The organism is Amycolatopsis sp. NPDC023774 (genome assembly GCF_040639695.1).
Classification (GTDB): domain Bacteria; phylum Actinomycetota; class Actinomycetes; order Mycobacteriales; family Pseudonocardiaceae; genus Amycolatopsis.
Genome location: NZ_JBFAAJ010000004.1, coordinates 59,196 through 79,609 on the forward strand (window position 1 = coordinate 59,196; position 20,414 = coordinate 79,609).

Consider the following 20,414-nt stretch of genomic DNA (forward strand, 5'->3'; position numbering starts at 1 on the left):
ACGACGAGGCAGCGGCCACGCTCAGGGAGCTCGGTGGGATCAGACGTGTGCCGGGCGTGCGGGACGAAGGCAGTGCCGGTGCTCGCGCCGACAGCCGCGTGTACCGGCGGCGGCACACCGAGGCGCGCCGATCGACGGTGAGGTGCCGGGGCACGTCCTGGCTTGGGAGGAGCCGGCCGGGCAGCCGCGTCCGGTCCCGTCCGAGCACGACCGATGGTTGCTGGGCGCAGTGCTGACCGTGTTTCGCACCTTGCCCGATGGCGAGGGCTGCGGGGCGGCTCGCGCGGAGCACAAGCGCCACGGGCGCTGGCCGCGGATCTGTTGCGGGACACGGAAAAGACCATCGCCCAAGTCGCCGGCGAGACCGGTTACACCGATGCGTTCGCGTTCAGCGTGGCGTTCAAGCGCGCCCGCGGCGCCAGCCCGTCGGACTGGCGGCGGGCCGTTGCCGGCTAGTTTGCTAGCATGCTATCCTCGCGGGCGTGGGCGACGAGGACGTGAAGCAGTTCAACGTGTACCTGCCGGTCAGCCTGATCAAGCAGGTGAAGATCCGCGCGATCGAGACGGGCTCGTCGCTGTCCGCGCTGGTCGCAGAGGCGCTGCGCGAATACCTCGGACAGGAGGGCGAATGACCACCGAAGGCATCGAGACTGTGGTTCTCGAAACGCACAACTGGGGCAAAGCCGCGAAGTTCTTCCAGTCGCTGGGGTTCGAGCTGGAGTTCGAGACCGACCACCACTCGGGGCAGTTCCGCGGCAAGCGGGGGCCGTCCGTGTTCATCGCCGAGGTGCCGGAGACACAGGAGACGCGCACGCGGCTCGTGCTCAAGGCGCCCGGCGCAGCCGAACCGGGCCCGGACGTCGAGGTCGTGAACCCGTACCAACCCACGCACTACGGCACCGAAGAGATGACTGTGCGCGATCCCGACGGTCGCTTGTGGACGCTTAAGGCGTGAGCTGTGTTGTCTGCCCCGGCTCCGCCGGGGCGTGCGAGATCGCCTTTGAGCCGGCGCGATCTCGCCGGTGGTTGCCTAGGAGCTGGTGCTGCAACGAAGCGTGAGCCTGTGCGTGGTCCTCGGCGCCGGCCTCGATTCCTTCGCTCAGCGTCACCCCGGAAAGACCACCGTCTTCGAGGTCGACCAACGCGGCACCCAGGTGTGGAAACGCGAGCGCCGGCAAGCCCTCGGCCATCCGCTGCCGACGCTGGTGCCCGTCGACTTCGAGTCCGGCCAGTCCTGGCCCGCCGAACTCGAAAGCGCAGGCTTCGAGCCGGCGCAACCCGCGGTGTTCGCGTCCACGTGCGTGAGCAGGTACCTGTCGAAGGCCACGACCGCGGAAACCCTGCGCGCCATCGCCGGCCTGGCGGAAGGCACGACCTTCGCCATGACCTTCCTGCTGCCCCAGGACCTCCTCGGCCCCACCGACCGCCCCGGCCCGCGCACAAGCCGGGACGGCGCGAAAGCCGCCGGCACCCCGTTCGTCAGCTTCTACCGCCCGGAGGAAATGCAGGCGATGGCCCGAGACGCGGGATTCACCGACGTCCGCCACGTCTCCGGAACCGCCCTGGCCGAGCGGTACTCCGCCGGCCGCGCGGACGGGCTGTGGCCGTCCACCGGAGAGGACTTCCTCATCGCCCGGGAATGATCCGGCCACACACCGCGCCAACCGGACGAATGCGCTACTCCACCCCCTTGTTGTTCATTTTCCGACCACGCGCCGGACTCCAACCGGGCACACCCCGGCCCGCTGGCGTCCGCATCATGAGTCGCCCTTCCCCCCGACCCAGGAGGACTCATGATCCGCAAGCGGATCGTGGCCGCGCTCGCCGCGGCGACGCTGGCCGCGGCCGGCATGGTGACGGCGGCCGTCACCACCACCGCCGAACCGGACGTGGCGAACGCCGCCGCGGCCGTACCGGCGTTCGACCACATCGTGCTGGTGATGTTCGAGAACAAGAAGGCCTCGTCCATCACCTCGTCGGCCGCCCCGTACTTCACCTCCCTGGCAACCCAGGGAGCGAAGTTCACCAGCTCCTTCGCCATCACCCACCCCAGCCAGCCCAACTACGTCGCCCTGTTCTCCGGCGCCACCCAAGGCGTCACGTCCGACACCTGCCCCGCCAACCTCGGCAGCAAGGCCAACCTCGGCCAGCAGCTGATCGGCGCCGGCAAGTCGTTCAAGGGCTACTCGGAGTCCATGCCGTCGGACGGCTACACCGGCTGTTCCAGCGGCACCTACATGCGCAAGCACAACAGCTGGGTGGACTTCTCGAACGTCCCGGCCGCCAGCAACGTCCGCTACTCCACCTTCCCCACCGACTACACCCAGCTGCCCACCGTCTCGTTCGTGACGCCGAACATGTGCAACGACATGCACGACTGCTCGATCGGCACCGGTGACACCTGGCTCAAGAGCCACCTCGACTCGTACGCGCAGTGGGCCAAGACGCACAACAGCCTGCTGATCGTCACGTTCGACGAGGACAGCGGCACCTCGGTCAACCAGATCTACACCACGTTCGTCGGCGCCCACGTGAAGCCGGGCAGCTACTCCGAATCCATCAACCACTACACGGTCCTGCGCACCATCGAGGCCTCCTACGGCCTGCCGGGGATCGCGGGCGCGGCGAGCAAGTCGCCGATCCTCGACGTCTGGCAGTGATTCCCGCCGCGGGTGTGTCCCCTGCAGACGCACCCGCGGTCTCCAGAAGGGCGCCCCCGTGTACCTCTCCACCATCGGCCGCAGCGAGCACAAGGTCTCTCGCGGGAAGATCGCCGCGAACGTGCTCGCCCTCGGCACCGTCAGCCTCGTCACGGACATCTCCTCGGAGATGGTCACGGCGGTGCTGCCCATCTACCTCGTCCTCAGCTTGCACCTGAGCCCCGCGATCTACGGCCTGGTCGACGGCCTGTACACCGGCGCGACGGCGCTGCTGCGGCTCGTCGGCGGCTACCTCGCCGACCGCGTGAGCCGGCGCAAGACCATCGCCGGGATCGGGTACGCGATCTCGGCCGTCGCGAAGCTGGGGCTCGTCGCGGCCGGCGCGTCGGCGGGCGCCATCGGCGCGGTGATCACCGCCGACCGCACCGGGAAGGGCCTGCGCACCGCCCCACGCGACGCGCTGATCACCTTGTCGGCGCCGCAGGACATGCTCGGACGCGCCTTCGGCGTGCACCGCGCGATGGACAGCGCCGGTGCGTTCGCGGGACCGCTCGTGGCATTGGGCGTGCTCGCACTGGTCGGCGCTTCGAGCACCGACGCGTTCGACGCCGTGTTCGTCACCAGCTTCTGCATCGCGGCGATCGGCGTGCTGCTGCTGATCCTCTTCGTGCGCGACCACCGCACGCCGCGCCCGGCCACGGGCACGGTGTCCCCTCGTGCGGCGGCAGCGTTGCTGAAATCGGCGCCCCTGCGGCGGCTGCTCATCGCCGCGTGCGTGCTCGGCATGGCGACCATCGGCGACGGCTTCGTCTACCTGCTGCTGCAGCGCCGCGAGGACATCGGCACGGGCTGGTTCCCGCTGCTGGCCGTGGGCACGAACCTCGCCTACCTCGTGCTGGCCGCGCCGCTGGGCTCGCTGGCCGACAGGTTCGGGCGGCTGCCGGTGGTGCTCTGCGGCTACGGCGCGCTGGTCGTGGTCTACCTGCTGCTGGCCGGACCCGTGTCGGGCTGGCCGCTGGTGGTGCTTTCGCTCGCGCTCTACGGCGCGTTCTACGCGGCCACCGACGGCGTGCTGATGGCGCTGGCGGGACCGGTGCTGCCGGAAGCCCTGAGAACCACGGGCATCTCGCTCATCCAGACCGGCCAGGCGGTGGCGTACTTCGTCTCGTCCGCGCTGTTCGGGCTGGCGTGGCAGGTGTGGGGCATCGTGCCGTCGATGGCTGTGGCGGCCGGCGCGGCCGTGCTCGCGATCGTGGTGACGTTCGGACTCCTTCGGAAGGCGCGATGAAAACGCGGATCTTGGTCGCGGTGGCGGGCATCGTGATGCTGGTCGCCGCGGCGGCGGTGTACGTCGGGATGGCGGCGGCGCGCAACCGCGACGTCGCGGCCACCGGCGCGGTGTCCCTGGCTCCCGGCCCGCGGCTGCTCGTGCGCAGTACGGCCGACGCCTCGCGCGGCCACGTGGTCACGGTGTCGGCGGTGGACCCGGATGGCCCGCGCGCGGTGTCGCCGGTGACCTGCGCGCGCGTCTACGCCGCCGCGGGCACCGGCCTGTGCCTGCGCCAAGACGGCGATCTGACCACCTACCAGCTGGCCGTGCTCGACTCCGGGCTCATGTCGAAGCGCGAGATCCCGCTGGTCGGCCTGCCCAACCGTGCGCGCGTCTCGCCGAGCGGCAACCTGGTCGCGTGGACGGTGTTCGTCACCGGAGACTCCTACAACGGTGGCGTGTTCTCCACCCGTGCCGGCATCCTCGACACGCGCACCGGCGAGCTCGCGCCGACGCTGGAGGACTTCGCGGTGACGCTCGACGGCAAGCCGTACCAGGCCGTGGACCTCAACTTCTGGGGCGTCACGTTCACCCGCGACGACCACACCTTCTACGCCACGATGTCCACGGCCGGGCACCGCTACCTCGTCCGCGGCGACTTCCGGGCGCACACGATCGTGTCCATCCGGGAGAACGTGGAGTGCCCGTCGCTGTCGCCGGACAGCACGCGTATCGCGTTCAAGTCGGCCATCGACGACGACCCCGCGAAGGGCTGGCGCCTGTCGGTGCTCGACCTGGCGACGGGCCGCGTGACGCCGCTGGCCGAGACCCGCAGCGTCGACGACCAGGCCGCGTGGCTCGACGAGCGCTCCGTCGCGTACGCCATTCCGCGCGGCACCCAACACTCGGACGTCTGGACCGTGCCCGCCGACGGCAGCGGCGTAGCGCGCGTGCTCGTGCCGGACGCAGAGTCGCCGGCCGCGCTGGGCTGATCGTCGCCTGGACCCCGACGGGTGTCAGACTTGTCCTTCAGCAGCGGATCTGACACCCAGGGAGACCGATGAGCGCGGAGCCGGACCCGGCCGACGTGCTCGCCGCGGAGCTGGCCGCGCTGCGCGCGAGCGCCGGCAACCCGTCGTTCCGCAAGATGGCCGAGCGCTCCGGCCGCATCTCCCACACCACCTTGCACGAGGCGGTGAAGGGCACGCGGTTCCCGTCGTGGGAGACCACGCGGGAGTTCGTGAAGGCGTGCGGCGCGGACGAAGAGCCGTGGCGGGCACGGTGGGTGGAGCTCAAGGGCGTGCCGCCGGTGCCGGAACCCGCCGCCGTGGCCCGGCTCGGCACGTCCGAGCCGAACCCTGCTGAGCCGACCGCTGCCGAGCCGGGCGTCGAAGGTGTCAGCCTCGCGCCCCCGCCGCGCAAGCGCGCTACCCGACGGAACGCCCTGGTCGTGGCCGTTGCTGTGGTCGCCGTACTGGCGGCGGTGGCCGCGTTCGTCATCCCCGGCAAGCTGAGCACCCCGGCGGGTGACGCAAGCGCCCGCATCCCGGGCGACAACACCAAGTTCATCGCCGACGTGACGGTGCCCGACGGCACGGCGGTGCACGTCGGCGTGACCGTGCAGAAGGTGTGGGAGCTCGAGAACGCGGGCTCGGTCGGTTGGCACGAGCGCTACCTGCAGCGCATGGACCTGCCGCCGGCGCCGGGCACCTGCCGCACACCCGACCGCGTGCTGATCGGCGACACCGCGCCCGGCGAGCACGTGATGGTCAGCGTGCCGGTGACCGCGTCGGACGCGCCGGGCCGCTGCTGGATCGGCTGGAAGATGGTCGACGCGGCAGGCACGGAGTTCTTCTCGACGAAGCGTCCGGTGTACGTGCTGGTGACCGTGGTCCCCTGACGCTGTCAGATTCTGTAAGACCTGGTCAGGTCGGTACCGAACACCCCCGCGCCCGCCGGAAAATGGATCGCAGCGAAGGCGTCTCTTCCCCGTCTTCGACGGATTCTGGGGGTCGGTCCGTGGGGTGGCCCGGGCGAAGGGTGCCCCACGGACCGCCGATTTCACGCCGTGCGGCGGAACGTGCTCCGGTAGGCGCTGGGCGAAACCCCGAGTGCGCTTTGCAGGTGCTGGCGCAACGACGCCGCCGTGCCGAAGCCGCACTCGGCCGCGATGCGCTCGATCGGCAGGTCCGTTTCCTCCAGCAGCTGTCGCGCGCGTTCCACGCGCTGCTGCGTGAGCCACTGCAGCGCAGAGATCCCGACCTCCTCGCGGAAGCGCCGCGTGAACGTGCGCACGCTCATCGCCTCCTTCGAAGCCAGGTCACGCAGCGTCAGCGGCCGGTCGAGGTGCTCCAGCGCCCACGCCCGCGCGGCGCCCGTCGACGCGGTCTGCGGCTCGGGCACCGGGCGGCGGATGAACTGCGCCTGCCCACCCTCCCGGTGCGGCGACACGACCGTGCCGCGCGCGACCTCGTTGGCCACGGCCGCGCCGAAGTCGCGGCGGATCAGGTGCAGGCAGAGGTCGATGCCGGACGCGACGCCGGCGGAGGTGAAGACGTTGCCGTCCTCGGCATAGAGGACGTCCGGGTCGAGTTTCACCCGCGGATACTCCAGCTGGAACTCGCAGGCCGAGCGCCAGTGTGTGGTCGCGCGGCGGCCGTCGAGTAGGCCCGCGGCCGCGAGCACGAAGGCACCGGTGCAGATCGACGCGATGCGGGCGCCGGGGCGGACGCGGTCGATGGCGCCGGCCAGCGTCGGCGGGTACGCGCGTCCCGTCGGTTCGTACTCGAGCGACGACGCCGGGACCACCACTGTGTCGGCCTCGTCGATCGCCTCCGGCCCCACCGCGACGGGGATGACGACGTCGGAGTCGGTGCGGACGTCGCCGGGCTCGGGCGTGCACGTGACCACCTCGTACAGCGGCTCGTCCTCGGCCGAGCGCGCCTGGCCGAACAGGCGGTGCACGATGCCGAGCTCCATCACGAGCATGCCGTGGCGCACGAGCACCGCCACGTGGTGCCTCTCCGGGTGCCGGAAAACGGACATGGCCCGATTCTTGCACAGGTTGTCCATCGGGCCACTTTTTCCGGTTCGGCCCGCGAGCGACCCTGACGACATGAACGTCCTCTGGCTCTTCGCCCACCCCGACCCGCACTCCCTCGGTGGCGGACTGCGCGATGAGGGCCTGGCGACGCTGCGCGCCCTCGGCCACGACGTGCGCGAGTCTGACCTGTACGCCATGCACTGGAACCCGGTCGTCGACGAGATCGCCGCGGTTCCGGACGACGTCGCGGCCGAACAGGTCAAGCTGACCTGGGCCGACGTCGTGGTCTTCCAGTTTCCGCTCTGGTGGTACGGCATGCCCGCCATGCTGAAAGGCTGGTTCGACCGCGTCTTCGTGAAGGGCTACGCCTACGACGTGCGAGGCGCGGACGGCCGCACCCTCCGCTACGGCGAAGGCGCCCTCGCCGGCAAACGCGCCCTGGTCGTCGTCACCACCGGCTCGCCCGCCCCCGCCCTCGGCCCGCGCGGCGTCAACGGCCCCCTGCCCGACCTGCTCTTCGGCCTTCAGCACGGCACGCTCTTCTACACCGGCATGTCGGTCCTGCCGCCCTTCGCCGTGTACGACGCGGATCGGATGACGCCGTGCGCCTTCGCTTCGGCCGTTTCGGCGCTGCGCACCCGCTTGCGGGACCTCGCGTGCACCGAACCCCTTCCGTTCCGTCCGCAGAACGGCGGTGACTACGGCTGCCACCTGGTGCTGCGGCCCGAAGTGGCGCCGGGCCGCTCAGGTCTCGACGTTCACCTCGGCTAAGGCTTCCTACCCGCTGAAGAAAGACACGGCCGACTTCATGGCAGCGTCGTCGGCCAGCACGTCGCCGGGCCTGCTGCCGTTGCCCACCAGCACACCACCCCAGTCCATGCCCAGGTACGCGGCGGTCTTCGCCAACGTGCCCACGAGCGGGTCGGCCTGCTCGGACCCCTCACTCAGCACGCTGACGCCCCACAGCGTCTTGCCCTTCATCCGCGCTTGAACTCCGCCCCTGGCATCCGCAGCCACCCCGACCAGTAGTCCAGGTACAGCGTCACGCTCGTCGCCACCGAATACCAGTACACCGGCGAGGCGATCACCAGGTCCGTGGCCGCGAACGTCGCGTCCATCAGCACCTTCTCGTTGCCCGCCGGCTCCGGGCGCTCGCCGTAGCCGTGGCGCCGGTCCTCGAACGCGGGCAGCGGCACCTCCGGCAGCCGGATCGACGCTTGCTCGTACTGCCGGGGGATCTCCCTCGCAGCACGTCGGGCCAGCGTCGATGCCGTGCTTGCGCTGCAAGGCTTTCGTCAGCTCCTGCTCGACCCGGGCGTGGAGCGTGAGCAGCCGGCCCCAGGCGTCTTCGTCGTTGCTCATCGGCCCTCCCCTTGGGTTGTCCGAGTACCGCGCACTCGGCAAGCTGGCGGCCGCCCCCAAGGGCGAGCTGTGGATGCAGTCGCTGGCCGAGGCGGTGGGGCTGAACCAGAGCTCGGTGAGCCGCATGGTCGCGCGCCTGGAGGACCGGGGCCTGAGCGTCCGCGATCTCTGCGAAGACGACCGCCGCGGTGTCTACTCCGTGATCACCGAGGCAGGCCGAGCCCGGCACGCCGAGGTCGAGCAGACCTACCGCACCACTCTCACGGCCGCGCTCGACAAGGCGGGCGCCGACCCCTCGCTGGCGGCCGCGATGCGTCGGTCCGAACCACCTGACTCCGGCGCGGACGCCTCGGGAACTCAGCCCAGCGCGCGGTTGTACGGCGCGAACCTCCGCGCCGCGTCGCCCGGCAGCGGCCTACCGCCGTGGACCAGGCGGGGAGCCGGGGCGATCGGGAGCAGTCCCGAAGCGCGACACCATTCCGAGAGGCCTGTCCGGGTCAGATCCACGTCCACGCGGATCCGTCCGCCGGCCGCACGCGCGATGCCGCGGATCAAAGCCCGGGCCTGCTCCTCGTCGGGCGCGACCACCGGACCGATCACCGTCACGCCGTCCTGCACTGTGCCCAGTGCGAACCCGTCGTCCGTCACGTGGACGTGCTCGGCCTCGAACAGCAGCCGGTCCAGCAACGCCTCCCGCGCGAAGCCCTGCGCGCCGGCGTCGAGTGAGTACACGCGAGCCACGTCGGCGGGCGTGATCGGCCGCGAAACCGGACCGCCGTCATCAGCGAGCACGCCGATGTGGCCTTCGCAGCCGCCGTCGGCCACGAAGCCCAGGGACTTGTACAGCCGCAGCCCGAAGTCACTCGCGTGCAGGAACACCGTGGCGTCGCCGGCGGCCGAGATGGCCTCCGACGTCACGCAGCTGCCCAGGCCCTGGCGTGCGTAGCGGGAAGCGACCACGACCATCGAGATCGACGCGACCGGTCCCGTCTCGACCAGGATCGAGGTTGCGGCGAGCCCGCCGTCCGGCGCGTCGATGCCGAAGCCGCGGCCGACGTCGAGCAGGATCGACCACTTGCGGTGCTCCCGCGGCCAGTCGCGGTCGGCTCCGAGGTCGAGGCAGGCGGACAGGTCGGCGGGCCCGAGCGGGCGGACGGGAAGCACGCCGCCAGCCTATGCCGGGGGAGGCGTACGCCACACGCGAAGCGACCTGGCGGTAGCTAAGCTCCGCTTCATGAGCAGTGCGACGCAGCCGCTCGGGACTCCGCCCGAGGAAGAACCGGACATCCACACCACGGCCGGCAAGCTCGCGGACCTCTACCGCCGCTACGACGAGGCCGTGCACGCCGGATCCGAGCGCGCGATCGAGAAGCAGCACGCCAAGGGCAAGAAAACGGCCCGCGAGCGCATCGACCTGCTCCTCGACGAGGGGTCGTTCGTCGAGCTCGACGAGCTGGCGCGCCACCGCTCCACGAACTTCGGGCTGGAGAAGAACCGCCCGTACGGCGACGGCGTGGTCTCGGGCTACGGCACCGTCAACGGTCGGCCCGTGTGCGTGTTCTCCCAGGACGTCACGGTCTTCGGCGGCGCGCTCGGCGAGGTGTACGGCGAGAAGATCGTGAAGGTCATGGACCTCGCGATCAAGACCGGCTGCCCGATCATCGGCATGAACGAGGGTGGCGGCGCGCGCATCCAGGAAGGCGTGGTGTCCCTCGGTCTCTACGCCGAGATCTTCCGCCGCAACACCCACGCGTCGGGCGTGATCCCCCAGATCTCGCTGATCATGGGCGCCAACGCCGGCGGGCACGTCTACTCCCCCGCGCTCACCGACTTCGTGGTGATGGTCGACGAGACGTCGCAGATGTTCATCACCGGCCCGGACGTCGTGAAGACCGTGACGGGCGAGGACGTGACCTTCGAGGAGCTCGGCGGCGCGCGCACGCACAACACCAAGTCCGGCGTCGCGCACTACCTCGGCTCCGATGACGAGGACGCGATCGCCTACGTCAAGGAACTGCTGTCGTACCTGCCGCAGAACAACCTGTCCGAGCCGCCGGCCTTCGAGCCGGGTGAGCCCGCCGGGTTCTTCGACGACGTGACCGACACCGACCGCGAGCTCGACACGATCATCCCCGACTCCCCGAACACGCCGTACGACATGCACGAGGTCGTCACCCGCGTGCTCGACGACGGCGAGTTCCTCGAGGTCCACGAGCTCTTCGCGCCCAACATCCTCGTGGGCTTCGGCCGCGTCGACGGGCAGAGCGTGGGCGTGGTCGCGAACCAGCCGACGCAGTTCGCCGGCTGCCTCGACATCGCGGCGTCGGAGAAGGCCGCGCGGTTCGTGCGCACGTGCGACGCGTTCAACATCCCCGTGCTCACCTTCGTGGACGTGCCCGGCTTCCTGCCCGGCACCGACCAGGAGTGGAACGGCATCATCCGCCGCGGCGCGAAGCTGATCTACGCGTATGCGGAGGCCACGGTCCCGCTGGTCACCGTGATCACGCGCAAGGCCTACGGCGGCGCGTACGACGTGATGGGCTCCAAGCACCTCGGGGCCGACGTCAACCTGGCCTGGCCGACCGCGCAGGTCGCCGTGATGGGCGCGCAGGGCGCGGCGAACATCGTGCACCGCAAGACGCTCGCGGCCGCCGCGGCCGAGGGGCGTGACGTCGACGCGCTGCGCGCCGAGCTGATCCAGGAGTACGAGGACACGCTGCTGAACCCGTACGCCGCCGCCGAACGCGGGTACGTCGACTCGGTGATCGTGCCGGCGCACACGCGCGGCCACATCACGAAGGCGTTGGCGCTGCTGAAGACCAAGCGCGAAACGCTGCCGCCCAAGAAGCACGGCAACATCCCCCTGTGAGGTCTCCCGTGAGCGATCGCCCCCTGCTCCGCGTCGTCCGCGGCAATCCGGACGACGCCGAGCTTGCAGCTCTCACTGCCGTCGTCGCGGCGGTGGCGGCGGCGTCGTCGGGTGGCTCTCCCGCGCCCGAACGACGGACGTCGTGGTGGAACGACCGCGCGACCCGGCTGGGCACGATGCCGCAGCCGGGCGACGGCGCGTGGCGGGCTTCGGCGCTGCCGCGCTGACCCCGGCTACCCGCAGCCGTCCACGACACGGTCGGCCAGCGCGTCGGTGAACTCGCGCGTGACGGGCGCGCCCGTGACCAGCACGCGGTAGTGGACGGGCCCGATGGCCTGCTCCACCAGGCAGTCGAGCTCGGTGTCGGCGGGCAGCTCGCCCCGGGCGACCGCACGTTCGAACGGCAGCCGATCGCGTTCGTGCTGCCCGTGGATCTGTTCCGCACGCAGGCGCGCGGCCAGCTCCGGGTCGTGCTGGGCCTGGCCGATCAGCGCGCGGAACACCGCGCCGGCGTCGGCCGTGGTCAGGAAAGTCGCGACAGCCGCGAGGTGCTCCCGCAGGTCGCGGCGCAGGTCGCCGTGGTCGGGCGGCACGAGCTCCTCGGCGAGGTCGTCGCCCAGCGCGTCCAGCAGGATGTCCACTTTGGACGGCCACCAGCGGTAGATCGTCTGCTTCGCCACGCCCGCGGCGGCCGCGATCCGCTCGATAGTGAGCCCGGCGAAGCCGTGTTCCACCAGCAGGTCGTCGGCGGCCTCCAGCACGGCGCGGCGCGCGTCTTCGCTGCGGCCGTAGCGGTTCCCGTGGTGCCGGCGCGTGTCCGGCGCGGTGGTGTTTCCCACGTCGGTGAGCCTAATCGGCTTCTAGACAAGACGCAACGTCGCGTCTAGCGTAGGCCGCGGCATAAGGGGGTCACTCGACATGTGTTCCGCGTGTGGCGTGCCGACGCACGTCCTGGAGGAAGGCGGCGAGAACGGCGCGGTCGCGGCCGCGCCGCGCAAGTTCGCCGCGCTGTACAACAAGGACTGCCGCCCGTACCTGTTCGGCGCGGCGCTCGCGATGATGGCCGACAACATCGAGCACGTCATCACGTACTGGGTGTTGTGGGAGAAGTTCCACTCGCCCGCGCTCACCGGGTTCGAGGTGATCAGCCACTGGGTGCCGTTCCTGCTGTTCTCGGTGTACTTCGGCGGACTGGCCGACCGGCACGACTGCCGGCGGATCATCCAGGCCGCGCAGGCGTTGTTCATGCTCGTGTCGGCGCTGTGGGGCGTGCTGATCCTCACCGACACACTGCAGGTCTGGAGCGCGTGCGTGCTGCTGATCTTGCACGGCGTCGCGGGCGCGGTCTGGGGCCCGGGCGAACAGCTGATGCTGCACGACTTCGTCGGCCCCGCCGAACTGCCGAGCGCCGTGCGGCTCAACGCGACCTTCCGCAGCCTGGGGATCCTCTTCGGCCCGGTCGTCGGATCGGCGCTGTTGCTCGGGCTGGGGCCGGTGGCCGGGATCTTCGTGAACGTCGCCTTCTACCTGCCGCTCATGATCTTCTTGTTCCGCACCAAGTTGACCGGCCACACGCGCGACGGCAGCATCGTGGCGCGGCCCCGCGTGGGACTGTTCGACTCGGTGCGGGTGCTGCGTGAGGTCGGCGCGAACCCGACGATGGTCGGGATGATCGTCCTGGCCGGGCTCGGCGCGTTCTTCGTGGGCGCTTCCCTGCAGAGCTCGATGCCGATCTTCGCCCAGGACCTGGGCGCGGGCAGCGCCGGCACGGCGTACGGCGTGCTGCTGTTCGCCAACGGCGCCGGCGGCGTGCTCGGCGGCATCCTGCTGGAGGCGACTGGCCGGATCAAGCCGAGCGTGTTCGCCGCGGTGGTCTCCACGGCGGTCTACGGGTTGTCGAGCCTGTTCTTCGCGATGACGGCGAGCTATCCGCTCGCGTTGGTCCTGCTGGTGATCGGCGGTGTCGCGAACCTGGCGTCGATGTCGATCGGGCAGACCGTGGTGCAGCTGCTGGCGAAACCGGCCGAGCGCGGGCGCGTGATCGGGGTGTACAACGTCTCCGCCAACGGCCTGCGTGCCGGCAGCGGGTTCACCGTCGGACTGCTCGGCGCGGCGGCGGGGTGCACTGGTCGCTGGGGCTGAGCGCGGCCGCGCTGACGGTGGGCACCGGGATTTCCGGCTGGTACTCGCTGTGGGGAAAGCGGGCACGGGAGGCTCGGAAGCAGCTGCAGCACATGGCTGAGTGACGTCCGGGCAGCCGCTGTTCCGGTGCCCGACAGGTCACCGAGCCGGTTCCGGTGCCCACGCCCACCCCGGCACCGCGAGACCCACACCAACCAGCCGCGGCACCCAAGACACGCCTCCGCCCGGTGACAACACCGCAACACCCATGCCCACCCAGCCGACATCCCGTGCTCGCCTCCAGCCACCGCGACACCGCAACAGCCGCCCCCACCGCGACACCCGGCGCCGTTGCCCAACCACCCCCCACCCGCGACACCCCGTGCCCGCGCCCACCCCGGCACCGCGAGACCCACACCAACCCGCCGCGACACCCACGCCCACCTACCCGGCACCCCGGTGCCCACCTCCAGCCAGCCACCCTGACACCGCGACAGCCGCCCCACCGCGACACCCCGCGCCCTTGCCCAACCACCCCCACCCGCGACAACCCGTGCGCGCGCCCATCCACCACGGCACCGCCAGACCCACACCAACCCGCCGCGACACCCCACGCCCACCTACCCCCGCCGCGACACCTAGCCGCCCGCCGTCCGCTTGCCGGGCTGCGGGCGGCGGGCGGCGTCGTTCTCGTCGTTTGCGCTGGTCACGCACCGCGACCGCGGTTTTTGTCAGTGCCCGCGGTTAGCGTGTCTCCTACGTTCCAAGCCTTGCCATCACCGTGCGCGACACCGCGCTCACCAGCGCGAATCACACTGGACCCGCCCGTCCTCGAAGCCGTACAGTCCCCCTGGATATAGTCCACACGGAATAACCGTACTGGATCACTCGAAAGGATCAACAGCCATGGTTGCGGCGAAGCTGACCGCTCTGGGGGTGGCTGTGCTGGAGCTTCTCCACGAAAAGCCGATGCACCCCTACGAGATGGCTCAGCTCATGCGCGAGCGCTACGTGGATCAGCGTGTGAAGCTGAAGGCCGGGTCGCTCTACCACACCGTGGAACGGTTGCAGCACAACGGTTTCGTCGAGATCGTCGACACCCAGCGCGACGGCCGGCGGCCCGAGCGGACCGTGTACGCGATGACGGCGGCCGGCAAGGACGTGTTCGAGCAGCGAGCGCGGGAGATGCTGGGCGACGTCGCCCAGGAGTACCCGGAGTTCCTCAGCGGGCTGGCGGTCATCGACGACCTCGGCCGCGACAAGTCGCTGGCCGAGCTGGAGCACCGTCTCACGCTGCTGCGCGCGAGCGTCGCGGCGGACCAGGTCATGTTCAAGCGCGTCTGCGACGACGCGGTCCCCGAGATCTACTGGCTCGACTTCCGGTACGCGGCCGCCCACCGGGCGTTCGAACTCGAGTGGTGCGAACGCCTGCACGCCGATCTTTCTTCAGGGCGCATCCGGTTCCAGGACGAGAAGCCCTCCCTCAGCCTCATCACCAAGGAAGACCATGAACGCAAGACAAGCTAACCCGTGGGCCGCGCTGAGCGCGTTGTGCCTGGGGTTCTTCATGATCCTGCTGGACACCACCATCGTGTCCATCGCCGTGCCGAACATGCTGAGCAAGCTCAACACGGGCTTGAACTCCGTGGTGTGGGTGATCAGCGTCTACCTGCTGACCTACGCCGTGCCGATGCTCTTCACCAGCCGCCTGGGCGACCGCTTCGGGCCGAAGCGCGTGTTCCTCGCCGGCCTGATCGTGTTCACGGGCGCGTCGCTGTGGTGCGGCCTGTCCGGCAGCGTCGAGATGCTGATCGCGGCGCGCGCCGTGCAGGGCCTCGGCGCCGCGCTGATGACGCCGCAGACGCTGGCGTTCATCACGCACCTGTTCGCGCCCGCCAAGCGCGGCCCGGCAATGGGCGCGTGGGGTGGCGTCGCCGGCCTGGCCACGATCGCGGGCCCGCTGCTCGGTGGCGTGCTGGTCGACCACCTCGGCTGGGAGTGGATCTTCTTCGTCAACGTGCCGATCGGCGTGATCGCCATCGTGCTGACGGTGCTGCTCGTGCCAGACTGGCAGCCGAAACACGCGCACGCGTTCGACTTCATCGGCATCTTCCTGTCGGCGGCCGGGCTGTTCTGCCTGGTGTTCGGCGTTCAGAACGGCCAGCAGTACGACTGGGGCACGGTCTTCGCCGGCATCACGGTGTTCGAGTTCATCGGCGCCGGCGTGGTGCTGCTCGTGGCGTTCGTGCTGTGGCAGAAGTACAACCGCCGCGAACCGCTCGTGCCGCTCGCCGTGTTCGGCAACCGCAACTTCTCCGCGGGCACGCTCACGGCAACGACCGTCGGTTTCACGATGACCGGGTTGTTCCTGCCACTGATCATCTACATCCAGACAGTGCTCGGCCTGAGCCCCACGCTCGCCGGTGTGCTGACCGCGCCGATGTCGCTGCTGTCGGGCGTCATCGCGCCGTTCGTGGGCCGCGCGTCGGACCGCATCAACGGCAAGTACCTCGTGATGGGCGGGCTTTCCGTGCTCGCGCTGGGCATCGGCATCATCGCTGTGCAGGCTCGTCCGGACACCAGCCCGTGGGCGCTGATTCCGGCGCTGCTCGTTTGCGGTCTCGGCATCGGCTGCATCTTCTCGCCGATGAGCAACCTGACCATGGCCTCGGTCCAGCCCCAGCTCGCCGGCACCGCGTCAGGCATCTTCAACACCGCCCGCCAGGTCGGCGGCGTCCTCGGCAGCGCGGCCATCGGTGTGCTCCTGCAGGCCCGCATCAGCGCCTCCATCGCCGACGAGGCCACCACCGCCGCGGCGCAGCTGCCCGAGCAGTACCGCCAGCCCTTCGCCGACGGCATCGCCCACGCCGCGGCGTCCTCGGGCGAGTTCGGCGCCGCCGCGGGCCCCGCGCCCATCCCGGGCCTCCCCGCCGACGTCGCCGCCCAGGCGGGCCGCCTCGCCTCCGAAGCCGTCCACAACGGCCTCACCGACGCCGCCCGCACCACCCTGATCCTGCCGATCGCCGTGCTGATCCTGGGCGTTTTCTCGGCCGCCTTCCTGCGCCGCGTCACCCCCCGCCCCGCCCCGACGCCCACCAGTCCCACCTCGTCGGAAACCCCGGTCACCGCCTGACTGGGTCGTCGACCCGCGTCGGCCGCCCGAGCCACCTGCCGCCACCGAGCCCCGGGCGTGGGCTCGCGTCGAGGCGGCGGCAGAAGCAGGAGTGTTGGAGCCGGTAGTCACCAGCGCCGACACTCACCGGGCTTGGGCAAACAGTCCAGCTGAAGCACGACGCAAACGCGCGCCCCCGTCGCGGGCCGCACGCCGTTCGCGGAGTCGTCGTCAACCAACCGAAGGCGGCCAGGTCGATGGGCTCAGCTCGACGCTGCCATGAGGACGTGCAGCGCACAGATCTTCGTCGCAGCAGGTACCAAAGCCGCGCACTTCCTCGTGATGATCTTCTTCGTTCGCTTGACCGCCTTCCTCAGCTTGTGGAGGTCGCGGATGGAAGCGAGATCCATGATCAGCAGAGCGATGAGCAGCACCGAGGCCCGACCGGGTGCCGGGCGCAACCCACCAACCCGCACTCTGGCGTCGTGAGGCTGCGCCACCCAGCTCCGCCGACCGGGCCGGTCGCATCAGCGCGGCCTCGAGCGCCGTCTCTGTCCGCGGTGGGCGACGGCGGCCGCAGGGACCGTAAGCAGGCGAGGCGGTGCTCAGTGACGCCGACCAGCACCCATGGGTCTCAGCGATCGCGGTGCACAAGACGTGCTGCCCCTCGGCGGCCGGTGCGGGAGCCGGGGCCGAGGGGCGGCACGTTTACCGCGGGAGAGAAAGTCGAGGGCTCAGCGTCGGCTGAGTCGAGGAACCACCGGCCCGGTGGCGCGCCGGCCACGGGCAGCCGGTCACCAACACAGCTCACCCGCGCAAAGGCGGGGAGCTCTTCAGCGCCTCACTACCACCAGCACGAACGGGGTCGCGGTGTTTCGGCGCGCGCAGGCGCGCCCACCACGCGGAGCGCAGCCTGGTCGGCGGCGTGGATTCCGTCACCCGGACCGTCATGCGGCACCGTGGTCCCTTCCCGGCATCCGTTTGATACCGCCGAAGCGAGCTGAGCCCGATATGTTGCGAGCAACAACAAACTAGCTCCACGATCGGGTGTTGCAGGTCACAATTCGGCAACTCTCACTGCGCGCGGTAGCTTTCACCCGTGCGTCTCGTACTTGCATCCCAGTCCCCCGCCCGGCTCGCGTTGTTGCGCGCCGCCGGCGTTGAGCCGAGTGTTGTGGTGTCCGGTGTCGACGAGGACGCCGTGGCGGCGGCGCTCACCGATCCGGCGCCCGATGAGCTGGTGATGGCGCTCGCCGCCGCGAAGGGCAACGCCGTGTTCGCCGAGGTGGCCGGTATCCACGCCGACGCGGTGATCGTGGCGTGCGACTCGATGCTGTCGATCGGCGGTGAGATGGTCGGCAAGCCCGGCACGCCGGAGGTCGCGCGGCGGCGCTGGGAGGCGATGGCCGGCAACTCCGGCGAGCTGCTGACCGGCCACGCCATCATCCGCGTCGAGAACGGCCACCGCACCAAGGAAGCCGCCGGCACACAGCGCACCACCGTCCACTTCGGACGGCCCAGCGCCGAGGAGCTCGACGCCTACCTCGCCACCGGCGAGCCACTGCAGGTGGCGGGCGCGTTCACGCTCGACGGGCTCGGCGGCTGGTTCGTCGAGGGCATCGAGGGCGACCCGTCGAGCGTCATCGGCCTCAGCCTGCCGCTCGTGCGCCGCCTGTTGACCGAGGTCGGCGTGAGTGTCGTGGATCTCTGGACGCCTCCCACATCCTGAGAAGACTTTCCCTCCACCGAGTGATCGAAGAAAGTTCATGTTCGGCCCGGTTCGGGCCTGAACGGGACTTTCGACCTCTGGGGTGGCTTCGTGTCCTTCCTCCGCGCGTACACCAAACCTCGAGTCTTCGCGGCCGCGGTGATCGGCTCGCTCGTCGTGGGCGCGGCGCTCGGCGTCCTCGCACGGACGACGGGCGCCACAACGCTGACCAACGTCCTCCGCGCAATCGGCGAAATCTTCACGACGCTGCTGCAGATCGCGGTGATCCCGCTGGTCTTCACGGCGATCGTGGTCGGCATCACCAGCCTGCGCGGCCTCGGCGGCGGGCGCACGGCCGCGCGGCTCGGCGGCCGCACGGTGCTGTGGTTCGCCATCACGTCGTTCATCGCCTCGCTCATCGGCATCGCGATCGGCAAGCTGTTCAACCCGGGTGCCGGCGGCCTCGGCGCGGGCATCGCGGCCACGGCGAAGAACGCCGACAAGGCCGCCAAGAGCGTGAGCAGCTGGGGCTCCTGGGACGCCTTCATCGAGGGCCTGCTCCCCCAGAACTTCTTCTCCGCCTTCGCCGAGGGCAACACCCTGCAGGTGCTCTTCCTCGCCGTGCTGATCGGCGCCGCCGCCTACAGCCTCGGCGACAAGGCGAAGCCGTTCGTCGACTTCACCACGAGCGTCTTCGAGATCATCCAGCGCTACCTCGGCTGGATCGTGCGCCTCGCCCCGCTCGGCATCGCCGGCCTGATCGGCGCCGCCGTGTCGAACTACGGCGACGCCCTCTTCCGCCCACTGCTCTCCACGACGGCCGCGGTCTACGTCGGCTGCCTGCTGGTGCTGTTTGTCGTCTACCCGATCCTGCTGAAGTTCGTCGCCAAGATCAGCCCCGCCACGTTCTTCGCCAAGGCCGGCACGGCGATCCAGTTCGCGTTCGCCTCGCAGTCCTCCGCCGCGACGCTGCCGCTCACCCGCCAGGCCGCGGTGAACCTGGGTGTCGAACCGTCCTACGCCGCGTTCGCCACGCCACTCGCCAGCGCGACCAAAATGGACGGTTGCGCGGCCGTTTTCCCGGCCATCGGCGCCATCTTCATCGCCAACCTGGCCGGCGTGCAGCTGAGCATCGGGCAGTACGTGGGCATCGTCGTGGTCGCCGTGCTCGGCGCGCTCGCCACCGCGGGCACCACGGGCTGGCTCACCGCGCTCACGCTCACCACCGCGTTCATCGGCCTCGACGCCAAGCAGGTGGCGCTGGGCATCGCGCTCATCTACTCCGTGAACCCGATCATGGACATGATGCGCACGGCCACCAACGTCGCCGGCCAGATCGTGGTCCCGACCATCGTCGCGCGCGCCGAAGGCCTGCTCGACGACACGGTGCGCGACACCCCTGCCCCCAGGGCGAAGGCCGAGCCGGTCAGTGCCTGACCAAACCGCCTGACGAAACCGCCTGACCAAACCGCCTGATCCGACGATACGGCGGCTGGGCAACAGCAACAGCCGAGCTCAGCCGCCGTCCGCACACGGCCGCAGCTCCGAGGCCCGCACCTCGACCTGCGGCCACCCCCTCAGATCCGAAGGGGACACCACCGTCCGGGTACAACCGAGCTCCGTACCGCTGAGCTGGTAGACCTCGGCGAGCACCGGAGCGGCCTGGCACTTGGGCGTGCCCGGTGTCGCATCCGGACACTCGTGCCGCACGACGATCACGTCGGGCCGGCCGTCGGTGTTGACGTCGAAGAGCGAAAGCGTGCCGGCATCGGCGAAGTAGGGTTTCCCGAAGTCTCGCCACACACCGCCCGAGCCGATGAACAGCTCGCCGTACGCGCCGCCCGCGCCGTCACCGCCGCCGACGTCGCCGGTCACCAGGCACGCCGACGTCTCCCCCGCGATGCAGCGCAACGACTGCGCGGTGAGCTTCGCCCCCATCGTGGTGATCGCGAGCTCGAACTCGGTACCCGGCTGCGGCCCCACCCGCACCCGCCCCCAGCCGCCCGACGCGTCGGAGAGCAACACGACCGGGGTACCGCCGACGGTCATCGCGGCCAGCTGGCGGCACGCGCCGCTGCCGCAGGTCGCCGCGGTGGGCGCCGCCGGCTCCAGGCTCACGGGCGGAACACCGGGCGCACCGTCGGGTTTCGGGCGCAGCACGACGACAACCACCAGCGCCGCCACCGTCACCACGGCGGCGAGCACCGCCGTGAGCAGCGCGGACCGCGGGGTCCGGGTCGGCGAAGTCCGCATAACCGAGACTGTAGGC

At 70.4% G+C, this 20,414-nt stretch carries 22 protein-coding genes and 2 pseudogenes; 17 read left to right on the forward strand and 7 right to left on the reverse strand.

The annotated features are described in order from the left end of the window. Nucleotides 1–306 precede the first annotated feature (306 nt). The 8 genes and pseudogenes from AB0F91_RS12480 to AB0F91_RS12515 all read left to right on the forward strand — a co-directional run. Nucleotides 307–456, forward strand: a pseudogene (locus tag AB0F91_RS12480) (AraC family transcriptional regulator); the annotation flags it as partial. 26 nt (nt 457–482) lie between these two features. Further along, nucleotides 483–632, forward strand: a complete 150-nt coding sequence (locus AB0F91_RS12485; protein WP_360597195.1) for a CopG family transcriptional regulator — start codon at nt 483–485, stop codon at nt 630–632. After that, a complete protein-coding gene (locus AB0F91_RS12490; protein ID WP_360597197.1) occupies nt 629–955 on the forward strand; it encodes a VOC family protein in 327 nt (108 codons plus the stop codon). The genes AB0F91_RS12485 and AB0F91_RS12490 overlap by 4 nt, the downstream gene beginning before the upstream one ends. Nucleotides 956–1,040: 85 nt before the next feature. Further along, complete coding sequence (locus tag AB0F91_RS12495; RefSeq protein WP_360597199.1) at nt 1,041–1,643, forward strand: class I SAM-dependent methyltransferase; 603 nt, start codon at nt 1,041–1,043, stop codon at nt 1,641–1,643. Nucleotides 1,644–1,793: 150 nt separating this feature from the next. Further along, nucleotides 1,794–2,660: an alkaline phosphatase family protein gene (locus AB0F91_RS12500; protein WP_360597200.1), complete on the forward strand. Its 867-nt coding sequence runs from the start codon at nt 1,794–1,796 to the stop codon at nt 2,658–2,660. Between the two features lie 58 nt (nt 2,661–2,718). Further along, on the forward strand, nt 2,719–3,948 hold the full coding sequence (locus tag AB0F91_RS12505; protein ID WP_360597202.1) for an MFS transporter: 1,230 nt from the start codon (nt 2,719–2,721) through the stop codon (nt 3,946–3,948). Further along, on the forward strand, nt 3,945–4,922 hold the full coding sequence (locus tag AB0F91_RS12510) for a hypothetical protein (protein WP_360597204.1): 978 nt from the start codon (nt 3,945–3,947) through the stop codon (nt 4,920–4,922). Before AB0F91_RS12505 ends, AB0F91_RS12510 begins: the two co-directional genes overlap by 4 nt. Nucleotides 4,923–4,990: 68 nt before the next feature. Beyond that, nucleotides 4,991–5,830: an NBR1-Ig-like domain-containing protein gene (locus AB0F91_RS12515; RefSeq protein WP_360597206.1), complete on the forward strand. Its 840-nt coding sequence runs from the start codon at nt 4,991–4,993 to the stop codon at nt 5,828–5,830. A gap of 161 nt (nt 5,831–5,991) precedes the next feature. Here AB0F91_RS12515 and AB0F91_RS12520 read toward each other — a convergent pair whose 3' ends face one another. Continuing rightward, nucleotides 5,992–6,975: a helix-turn-helix domain-containing protein gene (locus AB0F91_RS12520; RefSeq protein WP_360597208.1), complete on the reverse strand. Its 984-nt coding sequence runs from the start codon at nt 6,973–6,975 to the stop codon at nt 5,992–5,994. A gap of 70 nt (nt 6,976–7,045) precedes the next feature. On the opposite strand from AB0F91_RS12520, the gene AB0F91_RS12525 reads away from it, so the two are divergent. Beyond that, nucleotides 7,046–7,744: an NAD(P)H-dependent oxidoreductase gene (locus AB0F91_RS12525; RefSeq protein ID WP_360597209.1), complete on the forward strand. Its 699-nt coding sequence runs from the start codon at nt 7,046–7,048 to the stop codon at nt 7,742–7,744. Between the two features lie 6 nt (nt 7,745–7,750). Here AB0F91_RS12525 and AB0F91_RS12530 read toward each other — a convergent pair whose 3' ends face one another. Beyond that, nucleotides 7,751–7,954 (reverse strand): hypothetical protein, encoded by a 204-nt coding sequence (locus tag AB0F91_RS12530; protein WP_360597211.1) that lies wholly within the window; start codon nt 7,952–7,954, stop codon nt 7,751–7,753. Then, nucleotides 7,951–8,235 (reverse strand): hypothetical protein, encoded by a 285-nt coding sequence (locus AB0F91_RS12535; protein ID WP_360597802.1) that lies wholly within the window; start codon nt 8,233–8,235, stop codon nt 7,951–7,953. The genes AB0F91_RS12530 and AB0F91_RS12535 overlap by 4 nt, the downstream gene beginning before the upstream one ends. Nucleotides 8,236–8,297: 62 nt before the next feature. Here AB0F91_RS12535 and AB0F91_RS12540 point away from each other — a divergent pair. Further along, a pseudogene (locus AB0F91_RS12540) lies at nt 8,298–8,648 on the forward strand (MarR family transcriptional regulator); the annotation flags it as partial. Nucleotides 8,649–8,692: 44 nt separating this feature from the next. On the opposite strand, the gene AB0F91_RS12545 reads toward AB0F91_RS12540, so the two are convergent. Beyond that, nucleotides 8,693–9,499, reverse strand: coding sequence for a GNAT family N-acetyltransferase (locus AB0F91_RS12545; protein WP_360597212.1), 807 nt, complete (start codon nt 9,497–9,499; stop codon nt 8,693–8,695). Nucleotides 9,500–9,569: 70 nt separating this feature from the next. Here AB0F91_RS12545 and AB0F91_RS12550 point away from each other — a divergent pair, with 70 nt between their 5' ends. After that, on the forward strand, nt 9,570–11,204 hold the full coding sequence (locus tag AB0F91_RS12550) for an acyl-CoA carboxylase subunit beta (RefSeq protein ID WP_220246313.1): 1,635 nt from the start codon (nt 9,570–9,572) through the stop codon (nt 11,202–11,204). 8 nt (nt 11,205–11,212) lie between these two features. Continuing rightward, entirely contained in the window at nt 11,213–11,431 is a 219-nt protein-coding gene (locus AB0F91_RS12555) for an acyl-CoA carboxylase subunit epsilon (RefSeq protein ID WP_360597214.1), read from the forward strand. A 6-nt stretch (nt 11,432–11,437) separates the two neighbouring features. On the opposite strand, the gene AB0F91_RS12560 is transcribed toward AB0F91_RS12555, so the two are convergent. Further along, the gene (locus AB0F91_RS12560; protein ID WP_360597215.1) at nt 11,438–12,043 is read right to left on the reverse strand and encodes a TetR/AcrR family transcriptional regulator; all 606 of its coding nucleotides are present in this window, start codon (nt 12,041–12,043) and stop codon (nt 11,438–11,440) included. A 97-nt stretch (nt 12,044–12,140) separates the two neighbouring features. Here AB0F91_RS12560 and AB0F91_RS12565 point away from each other — a divergent pair, with 97 nt between their 5' ends. The 3 genes from AB0F91_RS12565 to AB0F91_RS12575 all read left to right on the forward strand — a co-directional run bounded on the left by AB0F91_RS12565 (nt 12,141) and on the right by AB0F91_RS12575 (nt 16,458). Continuing rightward, on the forward strand, nt 12,141–13,346 hold the full coding sequence (locus tag AB0F91_RS12565) for an MFS transporter (protein WP_360597217.1): 1,206 nt from the start codon (nt 12,141–12,143) through the stop codon (nt 13,344–13,346). An 885-nt stretch (nt 13,347–14,231) separates the two neighbouring features. After that, complete coding sequence (locus AB0F91_RS12570) at nt 14,232–14,852, forward strand: helix-turn-helix transcriptional regulator (RefSeq protein WP_360597219.1); 621 nt, start codon at nt 14,232–14,234, stop codon at nt 14,850–14,852. Further along, nucleotides 14,833–16,458: a DHA2 family efflux MFS transporter permease subunit gene (locus tag AB0F91_RS12575; protein ID WP_360597221.1), complete on the forward strand. Its 1,626-nt coding sequence runs from the start codon at nt 14,833–14,835 to the stop codon at nt 16,456–16,458. The genes AB0F91_RS12570 and AB0F91_RS12575 overlap by 20 nt, the downstream gene beginning before the upstream one ends. A 242-nt stretch (nt 16,459–16,700) precedes the next feature. Here the strand turns inward: AB0F91_RS12575 and AB0F91_RS12580 are convergent, their stop codons facing one another. Beyond that, nucleotides 16,701–16,871: a hypothetical protein gene (locus AB0F91_RS12580; protein ID WP_360597222.1), complete on the reverse strand. Its 171-nt coding sequence runs from the start codon at nt 16,869–16,871 to the stop codon at nt 16,701–16,703. Between the two features lie 665 nt (nt 16,872–17,536). Here AB0F91_RS12580 and AB0F91_RS12585 point away from each other — a divergent pair. Both AB0F91_RS12585 and AB0F91_RS12590 read left to right on the forward strand, forming a co-directional pair. Beyond that, nucleotides 17,537–18,166, forward strand: coding sequence for a nucleoside triphosphate pyrophosphatase (locus AB0F91_RS12585; RefSeq protein WP_360597224.1), 630 nt, complete (start codon nt 17,537–17,539; stop codon nt 18,164–18,166). 90 nt (nt 18,167–18,256) lie between these two features. Continuing rightward, complete coding sequence (locus tag AB0F91_RS12590) at nt 18,257–19,582, forward strand: dicarboxylate/amino acid:cation symporter (protein ID WP_360597225.1); 1,326 nt, start codon at nt 18,257–18,259, stop codon at nt 19,580–19,582. Nucleotides 19,583–19,660: 78 nt separating this feature from the next. On the opposite strand, the gene AB0F91_RS12595 is transcribed toward AB0F91_RS12590, so the two are convergent. After that, complete coding sequence (locus AB0F91_RS12595) at nt 19,661–20,398, reverse strand: hypothetical protein (protein ID WP_360597227.1); 738 nt, start codon at nt 20,396–20,398, stop codon at nt 19,661–19,663. Between the last annotated feature and the right edge of the window lie 16 nt (nt 20,399–20,414).

What these genes read in the sequence shown, in the direction of transcription:
- AB0F91_RS12515 (WP_360597206.1), top strand. Translation starts at nt 4,991, where the DNA reads ATGAGCGCGGAGCCGGACCCGGCCGACGTGCTCGCCGCGGAGCTGGCC.
- AB0F91_RS12550 (WP_220246313.1), top strand. Translation starts at nt 9,570, where the DNA reads ATGAGCAGTGCGACGCAGCCGCTCGGGACTCCGCCCGAGGAAGAACCG.
- AB0F91_RS12525 (WP_360597209.1), top strand. Translation starts at nt 7,046, where the DNA reads ATGAACGTCCTCTGGCTCTTCGCCCACCCCGACCCGCACTCCCTCGGT.
- AB0F91_RS12570 (WP_360597219.1), top strand. Translation starts at nt 14,232, where the DNA reads ATGGTTGCGGCGAAGCTGACCGCTCTGGGGGTGGCTGTGCTGGAGCTT.
- AB0F91_RS12490 (WP_360597197.1), top strand. Translation starts at nt 629, where the DNA reads ATGACCACCGAAGGCATCGAGACTGTGGTTCTCGAAACGCACAACTGG.
- AB0F91_RS12595 (WP_360597227.1), bottom strand. Translation starts at nt 20,398, where the DNA reads ATGCGGACTTCGCCGACCCGGACCCCGCGGTCCGCGCTGCTCACGGCG.
- AB0F91_RS12520 (WP_360597208.1), bottom strand. Translation starts at nt 6,975, where the DNA reads ATGTCCGTTTTCCGGCACCCGGAGAGGCACCACGTGGCGGTGCTCGTG.
- AB0F91_RS12510 (WP_360597204.1), top strand. Translation starts at nt 3,945, where the DNA reads ATGAAAACGCGGATCTTGGTCGCGGTGGCGGGCATCGTGATGCTGGTC.
- AB0F91_RS12575 (WP_360597221.1), top strand. Translation starts at nt 14,833, where the DNA reads ATGAACGCAAGACAAGCTAACCCGTGGGCCGCGCTGAGCGCGTTGTGC.
- AB0F91_RS12500 (WP_360597200.1), top strand. Translation starts at nt 1,794, where the DNA reads ATGATCCGCAAGCGGATCGTGGCCGCGCTCGCCGCGGCGACGCTGGCC.
- AB0F91_RS12530 (WP_360597211.1), bottom strand. Translation starts at nt 7,954, where the DNA reads ATGAAGGGCAAGACGCTGTGGGGCGTCAGCGTGCTGAGTGAGGGGTCC.